Here is an 18,826-nt window from a genome sequence, read left to right on the forward strand (position 1 = left end):
CGAAAGACGAGAATGATTTTGTGTGTTATTTGCGCACATGAATATAACTTGAATAGTTTTATCACACAATGTGCTTAAAACATGTTAAAAACACACTATCTATTTTCAACTAAGCAATCACAATGAAGTTAATCTTAAAATTAATTGCCGGTATTGTGGCCGGTATTTTGGTCGGGCTTTATGTACCTTTGGTGGGTGTTGAGCTTTTATTTACAATAAAAGAGCTTATTGGCCAACTTATTTCCTTTACTATTCCTCTTATTATTTTATTTTTTATTGCCTCGGGTATTGCTGGTTTGCCTAAAGGCTCGGGCCATTTATTAGGTAAAACCGTTGGTTTTGCATATAGCTCTACTGTGATTGCTGGCACGCTTGCATTTTTATTAGTCAGTGCAGTAATTCCTCTTTTAAGTGGCGGTATTACATTTGAAGCCGAAGTAGCCACAGAGATTGGCAGCTTTATTGATTTAGAAATTCCACCGCTAATGGGTGTAATGACCGCACTTGTTACCGCTTTTGTATTTGGTATTGGCATGAGCCAACTAGAACTAGACACCCTTAAAAAAGTATCTGATCAAGGCCGTGACGTTATTGATGCCTTACTTTCTAAGGTAATTATTCCGGCTTTACCATTTTATATAGCGGGTGTATTTGCTGAGATGACGGTAGCAGGTACCGTAGTTGACACATTGCAAACATTTGGTGTTGTACTTATTGCCGCACTTGTTATGCACTGGTTGTGGTTAAGCGTATTGTATATCTCTACGGGTGTATTGCTTAAACGTAACCCGTTAGAGCTTGTTAAAAATATGCTGCCTGCTTATTTTACAGCGCTGGGTACTATGTCGAGTGCGGCAACAATTCCGGTGTCGTTACAGTCAAGTAAAGCAAATAATGTAAAAGAAGATGTAGCAAACTTTACAGTGCCTCTGTGTGCAACTATTCATTTATCGGGTTCTACAATCACTATTGTAACCTGTGCTATGGCAGTGATGTTTTTGTCGCCGAGCATGGAAGTGCCTTCTTTAATAGGCATGTTGCCATTTATTATGATGTTAGGTGTAGTCATGATTGCAGCGCCTGGCGCACCAGGTGGTGCAGTAATGTCGGCGCTAGGTTTATTAACGAGCATGCTTGGTTTTAACGAAGGGGCAGTGGCGTTAATGATTGCACTTTACTTAGCACAAGATAGCTTTGGTACAGCGTGTAACGTTACTGGCGATGGTATTATAGCCTTGTGGGTAGACAGATTTAGCGACAAGGCTGCATCTTAAAAGTATTAACTGTGCACGCTTTTGTGTTGAAAATTCAATGCTAAAAGATGAGTACATTCAAAGCGAAGCAATAATATTAGTTATTGTTTCGCTTTAACTGTGGTAATGTGGCAAATTGAATTGTTTAGTCGCGTATTGTTAGGTTAATGAGGGTATTACATTGATTAATGTGCTTTTAGTTGATGACCATGAGCTGGTACGAACTGGTATAAAACGTATACTAGATGACGTACGTGGTTTTAAAGTGGTAGGCGAAGCTAAAGATGGTGAGGCTGCGGTACAATTTTGTCGCCAGCACGCACCTAATATTGTATTAATGGATATGAACATGCCTGGCATGGGCGGATTAGAGGCAACTAAAAAGATTTGTCGCTATTGCCCTGATGTAAAAATTATTGTGCTTACCGTTAACTGCGAAGACCCATTTCCTTCTAAAGTAATGCAAATTGGTGCTCATGGCTTTTTAACAAAAGGCGCGGGCTCTGATGAAATGGTAAGAGCTATTCGCTCGGTTCATGCCGGTCAACGTTACATTGCACCTGAAATAGCACAACAAATAGCGCTTGCGCAGGTAACAGGGCGCACTGACGAAAACCCTTTTCAAAGTTTATCTGAACGCGAACTGCAAATTATGCTTATGATCACCAAAGGTGAAAAAGCACAAGATATTGCCGAGCGTTTAAATTTAAGCTCAAAAACAGTAAATAGCTACCGCTACCGTATGTTTGAAAAACTAAATGTAGGTGGTGATGTTGAGCTAACTCATTTGGCTATTCGCCATAAAATGATTGATATAGACGTATCTCATTAATTTTTTAATTTATGTCTGAATTCGATCACGCCCAATTTTTAAAAACGCTATCAAGTGAACCGGGTGTATACCGCATGCTTGATAGCGAGCAGCAAGTTATTTACGTAGGCAAAGCCAAAAACTTAAAAAAACGTGTAAGTAGCTACTTCAGATCAAACCTTACAGATAGCAAAACGCGAGTTTTAGTTAGCAATATTTGCGATATTGAGGTAACCCTCACAAATACTGAAACCGAAGCGCTACTGCTTGAAAACAACCTTATAAAAAAATATCAGCCGCGCTATAACATATTATTGCGTGACGATAAGTCGTACCCTTATATTTTGCTTACCAGCCACAAACATCCGCGTTTAGCGTTTCATCGTGGCAGTCGTAAAGTAAAAGGCGAGTACTTTGGGCCATTTCCAAGTGCTGGTGCGGTCTCTGAAAGCCTGCGTTTGATGCAAAAAATATTTCCGGTACGCCAATGTGAAGACGCTTACTATAGGGCAAGAAGCCGCCCGTGTTTACAATATCAACTAAAGCGTTGTTCAGCGCCGTGTGTAAACAAAGTGACTGAGCAAGAGTATGACGAACAAGTTGATTACGTACGTAAGTTTTTAACGGGTAAGTCGCACGAAGTTATTGCTGACTTAATAAAAAAAATGGAAGCAGCAAGTAAAGACCTTAACTTTGAGCTTGCAGCAAAAGTACGAGACCAAATTATGCTACTGCGAAAAATGCAGGAGCAGCAGTCTATTTCAGGTAACTTTGCAGAGATGGACGTAGTGGGCTTTGCACATTTAAATGGCTTGAATGGCATTCATTTATTAATGATCCGCGATCATAAAGTGCTCGGCAGTAAAACCTATTTCCCTAAAGTCCCAAAAGACTCTGGGCAAGAAGAAATACTCACTTCGTTCCTTGGTCAATACTATTTAGCACCGGGCGCAACTGGGCGAATAGCTAAAGAAATTATTTTACCGTTCGAAATTGAAGAAAGCACTGCACTAGGCGAAGCGCTAACTCAAATAAGTGAGCGCAAAGTAACGCTTAAAGTGGTTACACGCGGCGAGCGAGCGCAATACCTTCAATTAGCAAACAAAAATGCGTTAAATAGCATTACTGTTAAGCAAAGTACGCAAGACTCTATAAACAAACGTTATGCGCAGTTAAAAGCAACACTGCGCCTTGATGATATTAACAGAATGGAATGTTTTGATATTAGCCACACTATGGGTGAAAATACCGTAGCAAGTTGTGTCGTATTCGATTCTCAAGGGCCTAACAATAAAGAATATAGGCGCTATAACGTTACAGGCATTACCGGCGGTGATGATTACGCAGCAATGGAGTTTGCCCTTAACAAGCGTTATAACAAAGTGGTTGATGAAGATAAAATACCTGATGTTATATTTATTGACGGTGGTAAAGGGCAGCTAGGCCGTGCAGAGCAATACTTTGCTACCTGGCCCCATGCAAAAATGCCATTATTAGTGGGTGTTGCAAAAGGGACCAGTAGGAAACCCGGCTTAGAAACTTTATTAATAGATGGCGGGCGTAAAACAATTCCTATGGATTCGGATGCGCCAGCACTTCATTTAATTCAACATATTCGCGATGAATCTCACCGATTTGCTATTGCAGGGCACCGTAATAAGCGCCAAAAACAGCGTACACAATCATTATTAGAAGAAATAAATGGAGTAGGTTCTAAACGTCGCCAAACATTATTAAAATATTTAGGGGGCATGCAAGGAGTAAAAGCTGCTAATATAGAACAGTTAAAGAAAGTTCCTGGGATCAGTCCTGACATGGCTGAGAAGATATTTAACCATTTGCATGACAAGGGCTAGCCCTTCGTGCGAATATAGCAAAAAAGACATATCCAAGTAGTTATGTGGAATATTCCAAACACACTCACAACCTTTAGACTTTTTCTTATCCCCATTTTTTTGGTGATATTTTACTTGCCTTATAGCTGGGCGTTTTTTGCTGCCGCTTTTATTTTTTGGCTTGCATCAATTACCGACATTCTTGATGGCTATTTAGCAAGAAAGCTTGAGCAATCAACCCCTTTTGGTGCCTTTTTAGATCCGGTTGCCGATAAGGTAATGGTATGTGCTGCACTTGTTGCGCTCTCAGATCATTATCAATCTATGTATATGACGATTCCGGCGCTTATTATTATTAGCCGCGAAATAGTTATATCTGCATTACGTGAGTGGATGGCCGAGCAAGGCAAGCGCGGCAATGTGGCAGTATCAAATATGGGGAAAATTAAAACGGCAGCACAAATGTTAGCTATTATTGGCTTAATTTGGCAGTACGATACATGGATGACCTATTTAAGTTTTGCACTATTATATATAGCAACCTACTTAACACTTAGTTCTATGGTGCAATATTTAATGGCTGCATGGAGTGAATTGACCAAAAATTGATTGTAAACGTCTAATAACGCACCGTTTTAGATAAAAAATAATCAAACAGTTCAAAAGTGGCATTTTTTGTGTTGACGCGTTTAATAATCTCTGTAGAATGCGTCCGTGTTGAGAGGGGATAGCCCCTAAGATAAAGAAAACCAAAGTTACTTAATTAACTACGTAAATATCGCAAGATGTTGATAAACGCAGAAAATTAAATAATAATGCGGCACTAGCTCAGTTGGTAGAGCGCGACCTTGCCAAGGTCGAGGTCACGAGTTCGAGCCTCGTGTGCCGCTCCAAGTTTTTATTTAGGTTGTCCAACGGTTTGGCGGAATGGCAGAGTGGCCATGCAGCGGATTGCAAATCCGTCCACCTCGGTTCGACTCCGGGTTCCGCCTCCATTCAACACTCCACATGCTTTAAATAGCAAACTCGATGCCCGAGTGGTGGAATTGGTAGACACAAGGGATTTAAAATCCCTCGACTAACAAGTCGTGCCGGTTCAAGTCCGGCCTCGGGCACCACTTTGTGGTTTAATTGCATTACCAAGTGCAGTTTATAAAAAAAGTTAATATTAGAATTAATATGATGCGGCACTAGCTCAGTTGGTAGAGCGCGACCTTGCCAAGGTCGAGGTCACGAGTTCGAGCCTCGTGTGCCGCTCCATATTAGTTTTATCCACTTGCTTTAAATAGCAAACTCGATGCCCGAGTGGTGGAATTGGTAGACACAAGGGATTTAAAATCCCTCGACTAACAAGTCGTGCCGGTTCAAGTCCGGCCTCGGGCACCACTTTTAATTATTTACCAAGATAATTGAAAGTTAGATAAAATATTAATGAAAAATTGAATGAGGCACTATCTCAGTTGCCAGAACGTTTTACCGCGACACGGTCGCGCAACAACGGACAAATTACTGATAATGTTTTATGCGGCACTAGCTCAGTTGGTAGAGCGCGACCTTGCCAAGGTCGAGGTCACGAGTTCGAGCCTCGTGTGCCGCTCCAAATTATTTGGTAGCGTTAAGGCGGAATGGCAGAGTGGCCATGCAGCGGATTGCAAATCCGTCCACCTCGGTTCGACTCCGGGTTCCGCCTCCATTTAATTACTCCACATGCTTTAAATAGCAAACTCGATGCCCGAGTGGTGGAATTGGTAGACACAAGGGATTTAAAATCCCTCGACTAACAAGTCGTGCCGGTTCAAGTCCGGCCTCGGGCACCACTTTTACTAAAGTCCTTTAGTAAATAAATACTCCCTATATTTCCAGTTAGTTTTCTATTAAATTTATCTTATATTATCTTAAAGTCACTCTTAGCCTTAGCACTTAGTCTATCCATATAGATTTTTGCAGCTCACACCAATTCATAAATTAGATGAGCTATTTAGTTTATTATTGATCACGGCATCAATGCACTCATTCCATGTAGTTATAATAAAAAGGCTTTAAGGCAACCTGAGATAGGCGTAACAGCTTAGATGATTTATAAGTCCTAATATAGTTTGGCATTAATTGTGAAAAAGAAATTAACTATTAATACCAATCGGCAATAATACTTAATCATTTTGCGGGACCAAACGTGTCACTACCTGCGTGAAAAAATTCTTATTTAGAACAACTAATTAGCGAGCTTTTTGCCTAGCTATCAACACGTTTTTCCATCCTCAAAATTGACCACTTAATTAAGCGGATTGGTATAAAAATAAAGCGGCCTAGGCCGCTTTATTTCGTATGTTATTTCAATTTATAACTTTGTTTGTGCTTTATAAATAGGGTATTCACTCATCAAACCTTGAATAAGTGCAACACACATTAATATTAGCACCACTGAAAACGGCAACGCCGTAGTTACTACACCTGATTGCAAGGCCTGTAGGGCTTGGGAACCTCCCACCCAAAGTAATACGGCAGCAATGGCCCCCTCAATAGAAGCCCAAAATATACGTTGTGGAACGGGTGCGTCAATTTTACCGCCGGCTGTTATGCCGTCGATTACAAGTGACCCCGAATCAGAAGACGTAATAAAAAATACCAACACAAGCACAATAGAAATTATAGAAATAAAGCTGCTTAACGGTAGCTGTTCATATACTTGAAATAACGTAACCGATATGTCGGTTAGTCCATTTTGCCCAAGCGGGCCCACTTGGTCGATTATTTGTGAAATGGCTAAGTTACCAAATACGCCCATCCAAACTAGGCTCAGTATGGTTGGTAAACCAATGACCACTAATAAAAACTCACGAACCGTTCTGCCTTTAGACACGCGGGCAATAAACATACCTACAAAAGGAGACCAAGAGATCCACCAAGCCCAATAAAATACAGTCCAAGCATGCATCCAATCTTCATCTTCACGGCCAAACGGATTACTAAGCGGGACCATATGCTCTACATAAGCACCAAAGGTAAACCATATAGCAGTGATTGAGTCACTAAAAGTAAGCGATATTATGGCTACAAGTAAAATAAATGCACATATAAGGTTGATGTTACTAAGGACTTTTACACCGCCTTCAATACCTTTAATAACAGAAACAATAGCAATACAGGTTACCAGCGCAATCACTGTAATTTGAAAAGCCGTGCCATAGTCGGTACCCATTAAGTAATTAATACCGCTTGTTGCCTGTTGAGCACCTAAACCAAGCGACGTCGCTAAGCCAAAAAGAGTAGATAACACAGCCAAAATATCAATTACGTGGCCTAGCCAACCCCACGCTCGGTCGCCAAACAATGGATAAAATACAGATCGTATAGATAAGGGAAGCCCTTTATTGTAAGCAAAAAAAGCTAAGCTAAGCGCAACAATTGCATAAATAGCCCAGCCATGCAGGCCCCAGTGATACATAGTAGCGCCCATTGCTAAAGAGTGTGCTTCTGGGGTGTTTGGCTCGGCGTTCATTGGCATTAAATACCAATCAGTAAAATAGGCCGCAGGTTCTGCAACGCCCCAAAATAACAGGCCTATACCCATTCCAGCAGCAAACAACATAGCTAGCCAAGATAAATAACCGTGCTCTGGTTTTGCATCTACACCACCTAAACGAATTTTACCAAGTGGGGATATCGCAAGTGCAAAACAAAATAAAACGAAACCATTAGCAATCAACATGAAATAACTATCAAATTTATTGATAATGGCATCTTTAGTTGAGGTTAGTGCCTCTCTGACTACTTCAGGGTCGAGAAATAAGGTGAGCGAGACAAACAATATAACCAAAATAGCGCTTATACCAAATACAGGGTTATGAACATCAAACCCCCATTTTTGTACGTTATCTTGTCCTACCTGATAGTCGGTAGTATCAATACTATACTTATTTAATTGGTCATCCATCATGACTCCTTTATTTTGTAGATAACAATTTTCATTTTGTTGTACGTATGTAACTCAAAAAGCGCCTTTTAATACACTTTAATTATGGTATATATCTCTGAAATACATTAATAAATATTAATATACTTTTCAAAGGTAAAAAAAAGCGAGCCTAGGCTTAATGCCGATCAGTTAAGAAATATTTAATGATCCATTGACCGATCTTCTGGCTAGTATATAAAGACTCCTGAATTTATTCAGGAGTCTTTTCTTTTGCAACTCACTACCGCACTTTCTCTTGCCAATGGCTATGCCCCTAACTCAGAAGGCTTAGGTCAACTGAGTGATTTTTTATGCTCTGATTTTATCAAACAATGTGCTGAAACAGCCGGTGTCGCGACTATAAGACGAAGAAGGCTGCCTGTTGAAATGGCTGTTTGGACTGTAATTTGTATGTCACTTTATCGTGAAGACCCACTCTGGAGCATTGTCAGTAAATTGGGTTTAGCATTACCCGGTAAAAAAGAGCTTGTTGCGCCTAGTGCTGTCGTACAAGCAAGACAACGCCTTGGCGCTGGTGCAGTGAAAGAAGTCTTTGAACAAAGTCAAAAAATGTGGAATAAGGATGCTAACCATCCCACATGGTGCGGGTTATCTCTCTTAGGCGTTGATGGCGTTATTTGGCGCACACCTGATACCCAGGAAAATCATCAAGAATTTTCTGCTTGGAAAAACCAGCACGGTGATACGGCCTTTCCTCAAGTTCGTATGGTATGCCTAATGGAGCTGACTAGCCATTTATTATTGGGGAGTGCCTTTGATAGCTGCCGCTCAAGCGAAATGGTACTTGCAGAAGACTTAATCGAAGTAACACCCGATAATTCACTCACGTTATTTGACAGAGGCTTTTATTCTTTGGGCTTACTAAATCGCTGGCATCATGCAGGAAAAAACCGCCATTGGCTCCAACCCATGAGAAAAGGAACCCAGTACGAAGTCGTTCGCTCTTTAGGACGTCAAGACAAACTCATCAAACTAAAAACAACAGCGCAAGCGAGAAAAAAGTTTGCAGACTTACCTATGGACATTGAAGTAAGGCTGGTAACGAAAACAATTAAAGGGAAAGAAGTAAATATTCTGACGTCATTGAGCGACCCAATGCGTTTTCCCAAGGCTGAAATCGTTGACTTATACAGCGACCGATGGGAAATAGAACTTGGCTATCGAGAAATGAAACAAACCTTATTAAATAGTCACTTCACGTTACGCAGTAAAAAGCCAGATATGATAGCGCAAGAGCTATGGGGCATAATGCTTAGCTATAACTTACTCAGGTATCAGATGGTAAAAATGGCGCAGAAAAAGCCGGGACTTTATGCCAAGCACCTGAGTTTTACGACGTGCGCAATCAGTATTATTAACTTAATTCACACGATGTTTATAGAGAATGCGGGACGTATCCCAAAATCTATTGAGCAACTACAAGCACAAGTTGAACATCATATTTTACCGATAAAACGAGAGAGAGCGTATCCAAGGTGTGTGAAACCAAAGCCCAGTAAGTATTCCAATAAAAAACGCCAGTCAGTTGTTAACTGACTGGCATTAAGCCTAGGCTCGCTTTAAATACTGATAATTAGTTTAAGTTACCAAGCTTTAGGATCAACCTCTTTAGCAAGTTTTGGGTGTTTGCTTTTATCAAAAGTTGGCAATACGCCTTGCTTATTTTGTGCGTTGTAGTCTTTAGAAAGCCAAACCACAACACCAGAGAGCATAAATAACGCGACTACGTTAACTATAGCCATTAGGCCCATAGAAATATCAGCAAGCGTCCAAATAATACCAAGCTCTCCAATGGCGCCAAACATAACCATAGCTAATACCAATAACCTAAATATAAACATACCTTTATTAGAGTTATGTTCTAAAAACATTAAATTAGTTTCTGCGTAAGAGTAATTGGCAACAATTGAAGTAAACGCAAAGAACAAAATGGCAATTGCTATAAAGTAAGTGCCCCAATCCCCTACATGCTCTTGTAAAGCGGCTTGTGTAAGCTCAATGCCTAATACACCAGATTCAGGTACTAATTGATTTGAAAGTAAAATTAATGATGCTGTTGCTGTACATATAACAATAGTATCTATAAATACACCAAGCATTTGTACGTAACCTTGTGAAGCAGGGTGTGGTGGATAAGGTGTTGCGGTTGCTGCGGCATTCGCTGCGCTACCCATACCCGCTTCGTTTGAAAACAAACCACGTTTAATACCTTGGATCATTGCTTGGGTTACACCATAGCCAATAGCACCTGCGCCAGCTTGCTCTAAACCAAAAGCACTTTTAATAATCAGAACCAACACATCAGGCAATGCAGTAAAATTAACGGCACATATATATACTGCAACTAATAAATAGGCGAGCGCCATAAATGGCACAACCATTTCAGCAAAGCGTGAAATAGTTTTTAAACCACCAAAAATGATAATGCCCGAGCCAATAACTAGCGCAATACCTACTATATACTTAGGTACATCAAACGCTACTTCGAAAGCGGCAGCAATAGAGTTTGACTGTACAGCATTAAATACCAGGCCAAAGGCTAAAATCAAACATAATGAAAACAAAACGCCCATCCAACGTTTTCCTAAGCCACGTTCCATATAATAAGCAGGGCCACCTCTAAAGTTACCATCGGCATCTTTAGTTTTGTATGCTTGTGCTAAAGTGCTTTCAGCAAAACTGGTCGCCATACCTATTAATGCAATTAACCACATCCAAAATATAGCGCCTGCACCACCTAAATAAAGCGCAACGGCAACACCTGCCATATTACCTGTACCAACACGAGCAGCCAAAGATGTACAAAAAGCTTGAAATGATGATATTTCATCATTACCGCATTTTCGTGAGCCAAACATAACTTTAAACATGTGAGGGAATTGTACGAACTGAATAAAGCCTAAGCGAATGGTAAAAAAGAGGCCTGCTGCTATTAATAAGTAGACGAGAACTTGCCCCCAAAGTAGGGCACTTATACTATTTATTATGTCTGTCATGAATACTACCTAAATACACGAGTTAAAAAAGTGCTGGCAACTTACCACAACAAACAAAAAGAGTTTAGTTTTTAAAGCAAAAAAACAGGCTTATCCACAGGGTTTTGTGGGTAACTTGTGGTTTGGTTGTGTGCTTCATCTGGGTATAAATTAAATGCAATTTTATTAAATAAAACGCTTGCGTAAAAATCGTATCTCCCTATAATGCGACCCCACTGAGACGGGGAACGCCAACGCATAGCGAGGCACGAGCTGCTCACAGAGTTAAGTAAAACTTCGGTTTTAATCTTCTAAAAAGAAAGTTTAAAATTAAGTGTTGACAAAAAAATAGGAAAGCGTAATATGCGCAGCCCTAGCGAGATAAAGTTTAACGCTTTAATCGCAACGTTCTTTAACAATATAAAGCAATCATCTGTGTGGGCACTCGTACAGATTGAGTTCTAACAGCCAAGCTACTTAGGTAGTGAGGCAAACAAATTTAGAGTCTCAATTGAACTGAGTGACCAACAGAATAATTACTTAGGTAGTTATTCAGCACAGTCAATTCAATATCGAAAGATATTAAATAAATTCAGAATTCATTGAGCTGTTCTTCGGAACATAAAAACTTTTTAATTGAAGAGTTTGATCATGGCTCAGATTGAACGCTGGCGGCAGGCCTAACACATGCAAGTCGAGCGGTAACAGAAAGTAGCTTGCTACTTTGCTGACGAGCGGCGGACGGGTGAGTAATGCTTGGGAACATGCCTTGAGGTGGGGGACAACAGTTGGAAACGACTGCTAATACCGCATAATGTCTACGGACCAAAGGGGGCTTCGGCTCTCGCCTTTAGATTGGCCCAAGTGGGATTAGCTAGTTGGTGAGGTAATGGCTCACCAAGGCAACGATCTCTAGCTGGTTTGAGAGGATGATCAGCCACACTGGGACTGAGACACGGCCCAGACTCCTACGGGAGGCAGCAGTGGGGAATATTGCACAATGGGCGCAAGCCTGATGCAGCCATGCCGCGTGTGTGAAGAAGGCCTTCGGGTTGTAAAGCACTTTCAGTCAGGAGGAAAGGTTAGTAGTTAATACCTGCTAGCTGTGACGTTACTGACAGAAGAAGCACCGGCTAACTCCGTGCCAGCAGCCGCGGTAATACGGAGGGTGCGAGCGTTAATCGGAATTACTGGGCGTAAAGCGTACGCAGGCGGTTTGTTAAGCGAGATGTGAAAGCCCCGGGCTCAACCTGGGAACTGCATTTCGAACTGGCAAACTAGAGTGTGATAGAGGGTGGTAGAATTTCAGGTGTAGCGGTGAAATGCGTAGAGATCTGAAGGAATACCGATGGCGAAGGCAGCCACCTGGGTCAACACTGACGCTCATGTACGAAAGCGTGGGGAGCAAACAGGATTAGATACCCTGGTAGTCCACGCCGTAAACGATGTCTACTAGAAGCTCGGAGCCTCGGCTCTGTTTTTCAAAGCTAACGCATTAAGTAGACCGCCTGGGGAGTACGGCCGCAAGGTTAAAACTCAAATGAATTGACGGGGGCCCGCACAAGCGGTGGAGCATGTGGTTTAATTCGATGCAACGCGAAGAACCTTACCTACACTTGACATACAGAGAACTTACCAGAGATGGTTTGGTGCCTTCGGGAACTCTGATACAGGTGCTGCATGGCTGTCGTCAGCTCGTGTTGTGAGATGTTGGGTTAAGTCCCGCAACGAGCGCAACCCCTATCCTTAGTTGCTAGCAGGTAATGCTGAGAACTCTAAGGAGACTGCCGGTGATAAACCGGAGGAAGGTGGGGACGACGTCAAGTCATCATGGCCCTTACGTGTAGGGCTACACACGTGCTACAATGGCGCATACAGAGTGCTGCGAACTCGCGAGAGTAAGCGAATCACTTAAAGTGCGTCGTAGTCCGGATTGGAGTCTGCAACTCGACTCCATGAAGTCGGAATCGCTAGTAATCGCGTATCAGAATGACGCGGTGAATACGTTCCCGGGCCTTGTACACACCGCCCGTCACACCATGGGAGTGGGTTGCTCCAGAAGTAGATAGTCTAACCCTCGGGAGGACGTTTACCACGGAGTGATTCATGACTGGGGTGAAGTCGTAACAAGGTAGCCCTAGGGGAACCTGGGGCTGGATCACCTCCTTATACGATTTAGAACTTATTTGTTCGTAGTGTCCACACAGATGATTGTTAGTTAGTAATGCTCTTTGAGTTTACTAATTAATATGCTCTTTAAAAATTTGGAAAAGCTGATAATAAAATTCTGATAAATATTTATATTTATCAAGAGTTTTCAAAAGTAAAAAAGAATGATAGCAGTATCATTCAGTGCCATTTAATCACTCTTATGAGTTGATTGATTGGTATCTACTTTAGTATTCAATATTAACTTCTGGCGAAGTTAAACTGTCACATAACAAAGACCCGTTTGGGTTGTATGGTTAAGTGACTAAGCGTACACGGTGGATGCCTTGGCAGTTGGAGGCGATGAAGGACGTATTAACTTGCGATAAGCCTAGTCAAGCTAGTAAAAAGCGCTTGAGACTAGGATTTCCGAATGGGGAAACCCACCTGCTTGCAGGTATCGTTAACTGAATACATAGGTTAACGAGGCGAACGCGGAGAACTGAAACATCTAAGTACCCGTAGGAAAAGAAATCAACCGAGATTCCGATAGTAGCGGCGAGCGAAATCGGAACAGCCCTTAAGCTTGTTATGTGTTAATGGAAGGCTCTGGAAAGTGCCACGATACAGGGTGATAGTCCCGTACATGAAAAGACATTTTAAGTGAAATCGAGTAGGTCGGAGCACGTGAAACTTTGACTGAATATAGGTGGACCATCATCTAAGGCTAAATACTCCCAACTGACCGATAGTGAACCAGTACCGTGAGGGAAAGGCGAAAAGAACCCCTGTGAGGGGAGTGAAATAGAACCTGAAACCGTGTACGTACAAGCAGTAGGAGCCTACTTGTTAGGTGACTGCGTACCTTTTGTATAATGGGTCAGCGACTTATATTTTGTAGCGAGGTTAACCGTTTAGGGTAGCCGTAGGGAAACCGAGTCTTAACTGGGCGAATAGTTGCAAGGTATAGACCCGAAACCCGGTGATCTAGCCATGGGCAGGTTGAAGGTTGAGTAACATCAACTGGAGGACCGAACCCACTAACGTTGAAAAGTTAGGGGATGACCTGTGGCTAGGAGTGAAAGGCTAATCAAACCGGGAGATAGCTGGTTCTCCCCGAAATCTATTTAGGTAGAGCCTCGGACGAATACTTACGGGGGTAGAGCACTGTTAAGGCTAGGGGGTCATCCCGACTTACCAACCCTTTGCAAACTCCGAATACCGTAAAGTAATATCCGGGAGACACACGGCGGGTGCTAACGTCCGTCGTGAAGAGGGAAACAACCCAGACCGCCAGCTAAGGTCCCAAAGTCATAGTTAAGTGGGAAACGATGTGGAAAGGCCCAGACAGCCAGGAGGTTGGCTTAGAAGCAGCCATCCTTTAAAGAAAGCGTAATAGCTCACTGGTCGAGTCGGTCTGCGCGGAAGATGTAACGGGGCTAAACTATGCACCGAAGCTGCGGATTCATCTTAGGATGAGTGGTAGGGGAGCGTTCTGTAAGCGGTTGAAGGTGTACCGGGAGGTATGCTGGACGTATCAGAAGTGCGAATGCTGACATGAGTAACGATAATGCGGGTGAAAAACCCGCACGCCGGAAGACCAAGGGTTCCTATCCCATGTTAATCAGGGTAGGGTAAGTCGACCCCTAAGGCGAGGCCGAAAGGCGTAGTCGATGGGAAACGGATTAATATTTCCGTACTTGGTATAATTGCGATGGGGGGACGGAGAAGGCTAAGCAAGCATGGCGATGGTTGTCCATGTGAAAGTGAGTAGGCTAGCGACTTAGGTAAATCCGGGTTGCTGTTAGGCTGAGACACGAGACGAGCACCCAAGGGTGTGAAGTTGCTGATGCCATACTTCCAGGAAAAGCCTCTAAGCTTCAGATTATACCGAATCGTACCCCAAACCGACACAGTGGTCAGGTAGAGAATACTAAGGCGCTTGAGAGAACTCGGGTGAAGGAACTAGGCAAAATCGTACCGTAACTTCGGGAGAAGGTACGCTCCTATCTGTGATGAGACTTGCTCTCTAAGCGGACGGGAGCCGCAGTGACCAGGTGGCTGGGACTGTTTATTAAAAACACAGCACTGTGCAAAATCGCAAGATGACGTATACGGTGTGACACCTGCCCGGTGCCGGAAGGTTAATTGATGGGGTTATCCTTAGGGAGAAGCTCTTGATCGAAGCCCCGGTAAACGGCGGCCGTAACTATAACGGTCCTAAGGTAGCGAAATTCCTTGTCGGGTAAGTTCCGACCTGCACGAATGGTGTAACCATGGCCACGCTGTCTCCACCCGAGACTCAGTGAAATTGAAATCGCAGTGAAGATGCTGTGTACCCGCGGCTAGACGGAAAGACCCCGTGAACCTTTACTACAGCTTGGCACTGAACATTGAACCTACATGTGTAGGATAGGTGGGAGACTTTGAAGCAGCGACGCTAGTTGTTGTGGAGTCGTCCTTGAAATACCACCCTTGTAGTTTTGATGTTCTAACGTTGGCCCCTGAATCGGGGTTACGGACAGTGCCTGGTGGGTAGTTTGACTGGGGCGGTCTCCTCCCAAAGAGTAACGGAGGAGCACGAAGGTTGGCTAAGTACGGTCGGACATCGTACGGTTAGTGTAATGGTAGAAGCCAGCTTAACTGCGAGACAGACACGTCGAGCAGGTACGAAAGTAGGTCATAGTGATCCGGTGGTTCTGAATGGAAGGGCCATCGCTCAACGGATAAAAGGTACTCCGGGGATAACAGGCTGATACCGCCCAAGAGTTCATATCGACGGCGGTGTTTGGCACCTCGATGTCGGCTCATCACATCCTGGGGCTGAAGTCGGTCCCAAGGGTATGGCTGTTCGCCATTTAAAGTGGTACGCGAGCTGGGTTTAGAACGTCGTGAGACAGTTCGGTCCCTATCTGCCGTGGGCGTTTGAGAATTGAGAGGGGTTGCTCCTAGTACGAGAGGACCGGAGTGAACGAACCGCTGGTGTTCGGGTTGTCATGCCAATGGCATTGCCCGGTAGCTACGTTCGGAACTGATAAGCGCTGAAAGCATCTAAGCGCGAAGCAGGCCTCGAGATGATTTCTCACTAGACTTTTAAAGTCTCTGAAGGGCCGTTGAAGACTACAACGTTGATAGGCAAGATGTGGAAGTGGTGTGAGCCATTAAGCTAACTTGTACTAATTACCCGTGAGGCTTAACCATACAACGCCAAACGCGTTTTGTGACAGAAACAAGCGACAGAAGTTAATAGCTAAAGTAGATAGTTACTTGAGACTTAAAAATATTATCAGATATTTTCCAGATTTAGTTGGTACGTGAAAACGGACTGACGACCAAATTTGCTTGGTAACCATAGCGTTTTGGACCCACCTGACCCCATGCCGAACTCAGTAGTGAAACGAAACAGCGCCGATGATAGTGTAGCATTTGCTATGTGAAAGTAGGACATTGCCAGGCTCCAAATAAGAGAAAGCCGCTTCAGAAATGAAGCGGCTTTTTTGCGTCTGAAGAAAAGTGAAATTCAGCATTTTCTTCTCTAAAGCGCAGCGTCTCCTAAGTGAAGCGCCTCTTTGTGAACAGTGTTTTGGCTATCCAATGCTTTGGCCGATGACAGTGTAGCATTTGCTTTGTGACTATCCACTGCTTTAGTCACTACGAAATTTACTGTGTAGTGCACCGACCCCAATAGTAGAAGGCCGCTTCAGAGATGAAGCGGATTTTTTTGCTGAAGAATACTAAAAATGCATAATAAATACTATTCACACATTAAATCATCATCTCCGTGGTGTGTGTTGAGTATCACTAATCCCGCGGATAAAGCGCTCTACATAATCACTATATTCATTTTTATAATGGATTAAAGGTTTTGGGTTTATATGCCTCGTCAATTAAAATTCATTTTGTCTATTACTAATTAGCAGTTTTTTTTCTATTTCAGTATTAAGGCAAACAACATTTATTCAACATAGTTAGATTACAAATATAATTTTGCTTTGTTAGTGGCTTTGATTTAGGATCAAAACAGTTTAAAACCAAGAACTAATAGCCCGTGTATAGATTATTAATTAGTGCCCTATCATTTATATTTTGTTTTTCTGTATCGGCAGTTGAAGTAACTGATCTTTATCAAGATATATTAAAAGTAGACGATAAAACTCGTGATACGCGTTTGGCTGCAAGCCGAAAAGCATTACTAAATGTTTTAGTTAAAGTCAGTGGTGATGAATCCGCTGATCAAAATAAACTAGCTCAACAGCGTACCAAAGATATTTCTGACTACATGCTTAAATTTGAATATGATGAAAAAGCAAATGGTCAGCTTAACCTAGTAGTAAAATTTGAAGCGCGTAAAATTAATGAGCTTATTAAAGAGCTAAATTTACCGCTTTGGGGCGTACAGCGACCTTTAGTTGCTATTTGGCTAGGTATTGAAGATAACTGGCGTAGAGAACTTGTAACACAAGAAAGTTATCCGCAATTAGAGCAACTTATTTATGATAAAGCAGGGCGTCGCGGCCTACCCGTCGTTGTGCCTTTACTTGACCTGCAAGACCGACGATTAGTCGGGATCCCAGAAGTTTGGGGTAATTTTTCTGAGCCAGTTGAAGAGGCTTCTAGCCGCTATAGCGCAGAGCGAAGTATTACCGCAAGAATGTATCAAGAGCCTGATAGCGACACCTGGATTTTAGATTGGCGCTTTACTAACGATGACTTATTTGATTCAAACCGCTTAACAGGTGATAAACAACAAATAGTGGGTCAAATGATAGATAGCTTAGCGCTAGGGCTTGCTAACGAATATGCAATTGATCCTAACGCTTATTATGAACAAGCTGCAGCAACGCTTACTTTAAAAGGGATTCAAAGCTTTGTAGATATTGAACTTGCTAAGCGTCGTCTACAAAATTTGAGTGTGGTTACTCAAGCTACAATTACGCGTAAAACCCCAGAGTTTGTTGAGTTTAAGCTAAACCATACAGGCACTGTTACTGACCTTAAAAAAGGGTTAGGTTTAGACACTGCATTTAGAGATTATGTTGACCCGCGCGCATTTTACCATGTTGTAGATAAAAACAGCCTTGAGTACCAATGGGTTGGTGAGTAATGTTAAGTGCTGAGCCTATGCAAATGGCGCTACCGGTTACATTACCGGACGATGAAACATTTGCATCATACTTTGGTGGTGAGGACTCATTAGAGGTAAACCATTTAAAAGCAAGCTTTTCAAAACTAGCTAACACGTTTCAATACACATACCTGTGTGGCTTGGGTGACTCTGGTAAGTCTCATTTACTTTATGCGACCTGTATTCAAGCACAAGAACGCGGTTTATCTAATATGCTGCTATCGATGCGTGAAGTCATTGATTTTGGCCCCATGGTGCTCGATGGTCTTGAAGCACTTGATGTATTGTGTATAGACGATGTGCATTTGGTTGCAGGCAATGACCCATGGGAAAAAGCGCTTTTTAATTTTTTTAATCGCTTTAACGAACCGGGTAAAATGTTGGTTGTAACAGCCGACTTATTACCAGATATGCTTAATATAACGTTACCCGATTTAGAGTCTCGCCTTAAGTGGGGCACTACCTTTCAAATTCGTTCAATGAGTGATGATGATAAAGCGCAAGCATTAGTGAAACGCGCACATATGCGTGGGCTTGAATTAAGTGATGAATGTGCACGCTTTTTATTAACCCGTTTGAGTCGTGATATGCGGGCATTATTAGATGTATTAGACAAATTAGATCATGCATCAATGGCTGCACAACGAAAATTAACAATTCCCTTCATAAAATCAACGTTAAAGCTGTAGTAGGTCTAGAATCT

At 42.5% G+C, this 18,826-nt stretch carries 9 protein-coding genes, 8 tRNA genes and 3 rRNA genes; 18 read left to right on the forward strand and 2 right to left on the reverse strand.

Going from position 1 to position 18,826, the window contains the following annotated elements; translation table 11 throughout:
- The first annotated feature begins 122 nt into the window (after nucleotides 1-122).
- The 12 genes from PESP_RS06410 to PESP_RS06465 all read left to right on the forward strand — a co-directional run bounded on the left by PESP_RS06410 (nucleotide 123) and on the right by PESP_RS06465 (nucleotide 5,716).
- On the forward strand, nucleotides 123-1,274 hold the full coding sequence (locus PESP_RS06410) for a dicarboxylate/amino acid:cation symporter (RefSeq protein ID WP_089347289.1): 1,152 nt from the start codon (nucleotides 123-125) through the stop codon (nucleotides 1,272-1,274).
- Between the two features lie 160 nt (nucleotides 1,275-1,434).
- A complete protein-coding gene (gene uvrY / locus PESP_RS06415; RefSeq protein ID WP_004589511.1) occupies nucleotides 1,435-2,085 on the forward strand; it encodes a UvrY/SirA/GacA family response regulator transcription factor in 651 nt (216 codons plus the stop codon).
- An 11-nt stretch (nucleotides 2,086-2,096) separates the two neighbouring features.
- Nucleotides 2,097-3,920: an excinuclease ABC subunit UvrC gene (gene uvrC, locus PESP_RS06420; protein WP_089347290.1), complete on the forward strand. Its 1,824-nt coding sequence runs from the start codon at nucleotides 2,097-2,099 to the stop codon at nucleotides 3,918-3,920.
- 42 nt (nucleotides 3,921-3,962) lie between these two features.
- A complete protein-coding gene (gene pgsA, locus PESP_RS06425) occupies nucleotides 3,963-4,508 on the forward strand; it encodes a CDP-diacylglycerol--glycerol-3-phosphate 3-phosphatidyltransferase (RefSeq protein WP_089347291.1) in 546 nt (181 codons plus the stop codon).
- A 208-nt stretch (nucleotides 4,509-4,716) separates the two neighbouring features.
- Nucleotides 4,717-4,792, forward strand: a tRNA-Gly gene (locus PESP_RS06430).
- 28 nt (nucleotides 4,793-4,820) lie between these two features.
- Nucleotides 4,821-4,894 (forward strand) — tRNA-Cys (locus PESP_RS06435).
- A gap of 36 nt (nucleotides 4,895-4,930) precedes the next feature.
- Nucleotides 4,931-5,017: transfer RNA gene (locus PESP_RS06440), tRNA-Leu, on the forward strand.
- Between the two features lie 66 nt (nucleotides 5,018-5,083).
- Nucleotides 5,084-5,159, forward strand: a tRNA-Gly gene (locus tag PESP_RS06445).
- A 39-nt stretch (nucleotides 5,160-5,198) separates the two neighbouring features.
- Nucleotides 5,199-5,285 (forward strand) — tRNA-Leu (locus PESP_RS06450).
- 138 nt (nucleotides 5,286-5,423) lie between these two features.
- Nucleotides 5,424-5,499 (forward strand) — tRNA-Gly (locus PESP_RS06455).
- Between the two features lie 19 nt (nucleotides 5,500-5,518).
- Nucleotides 5,519-5,592, forward strand: a tRNA-Cys gene (locus tag PESP_RS06460).
- A gap of 37 nt (nucleotides 5,593-5,629) precedes the next feature.
- Nucleotides 5,630-5,716: transfer RNA gene (locus tag PESP_RS06465), tRNA-Leu, on the forward strand.
- 521 nt (nucleotides 5,717-6,237) lie between these two features.
- Here PESP_RS06465 and PESP_RS06470 read toward each other — a convergent pair.
- Entirely contained in the window at nucleotides 6,238-7,833 is a 1,596-nt protein-coding gene (locus tag PESP_RS06470; RefSeq protein WP_089347292.1) for a BCCT family transporter, read from the reverse strand.
- Between the two features lie 252 nt (nucleotides 7,834-8,085).
- Here PESP_RS06470 and PESP_RS06475 point away from each other — a divergent pair, with 252 nt between their 5' ends.
- Complete coding sequence (locus tag PESP_RS06475) at nucleotides 8,086-9,411, forward strand: IS4 family transposase (RefSeq protein WP_089346385.1); 1,326 nt, start codon at nucleotides 8,086-8,088, stop codon at nucleotides 9,409-9,411.
- Nucleotides 9,412-9,458: 47 nt separating this feature from the next.
- Here PESP_RS06475 and PESP_RS06480 read toward each other — a convergent pair whose 3' ends face one another.
- Nucleotides 9,459-10,871, reverse strand: a complete 1,413-nt coding sequence (locus PESP_RS06480; protein WP_089347293.1) for an alanine/glycine:cation symporter family protein — start codon at nucleotides 10,869-10,871, stop codon at nucleotides 9,459-9,461.
- Nucleotides 10,872-11,483: 612 nt separating this feature from the next.
- Here PESP_RS06480 and PESP_RS06485 point away from each other — a divergent pair.
- From PESP_RS06485 to hda, 5 genes are all read left to right on the forward strand, one after another.
- A 16S ribosomal RNA gene (locus PESP_RS06485) occupies nucleotides 11,484-13,019 on the forward strand.
- Between the two features lie 294 nt (nucleotides 13,020-13,313).
- Nucleotides 13,314-16,199 (forward strand): 23S ribosomal RNA (locus PESP_RS06490).
- Nucleotides 16,200-16,339: 140 nt separating this feature from the next.
- A 5S ribosomal RNA gene (gene rrf / locus PESP_RS06495) occupies nucleotides 16,340-16,454 on the forward strand.
- Together the 16S, 23S and 5S rRNA genes form the textbook arrangement of a ribosomal RNA operon.
- A 592-nt stretch (nucleotides 16,455-17,046) precedes the next feature.
- On the forward strand, nucleotides 17,047-18,102 hold the full coding sequence (locus PESP_RS06500) for a DUF2066 domain-containing protein (protein ID WP_089347294.1): 1,056 nt from the start codon (nucleotides 17,047-17,049) through the stop codon (nucleotides 18,100-18,102).
- The gene (hda, locus tag PESP_RS06505; RefSeq protein ID WP_174694380.1) at nucleotides 18,102-18,812 is read left to right on the forward strand and encodes a DnaA regulatory inactivator Hda; all 711 of its coding nucleotides are present in this window, start codon (nucleotides 18,102-18,104) and stop codon (nucleotides 18,810-18,812) included. Before PESP_RS06500 ends, hda begins: the two co-directional genes overlap by 1 nt.
- The last annotated feature ends 14 nt before the right edge of the window (nucleotides 18,813-18,826 follow it).

This window comes from Pseudoalteromonas espejiana DSM 9414, from assembly GCF_002221525.1.
GTDB lineage: Bacteria > Pseudomonadota > Gammaproteobacteria > Enterobacterales > Alteromonadaceae > Pseudoalteromonas > Pseudoalteromonas espejiana.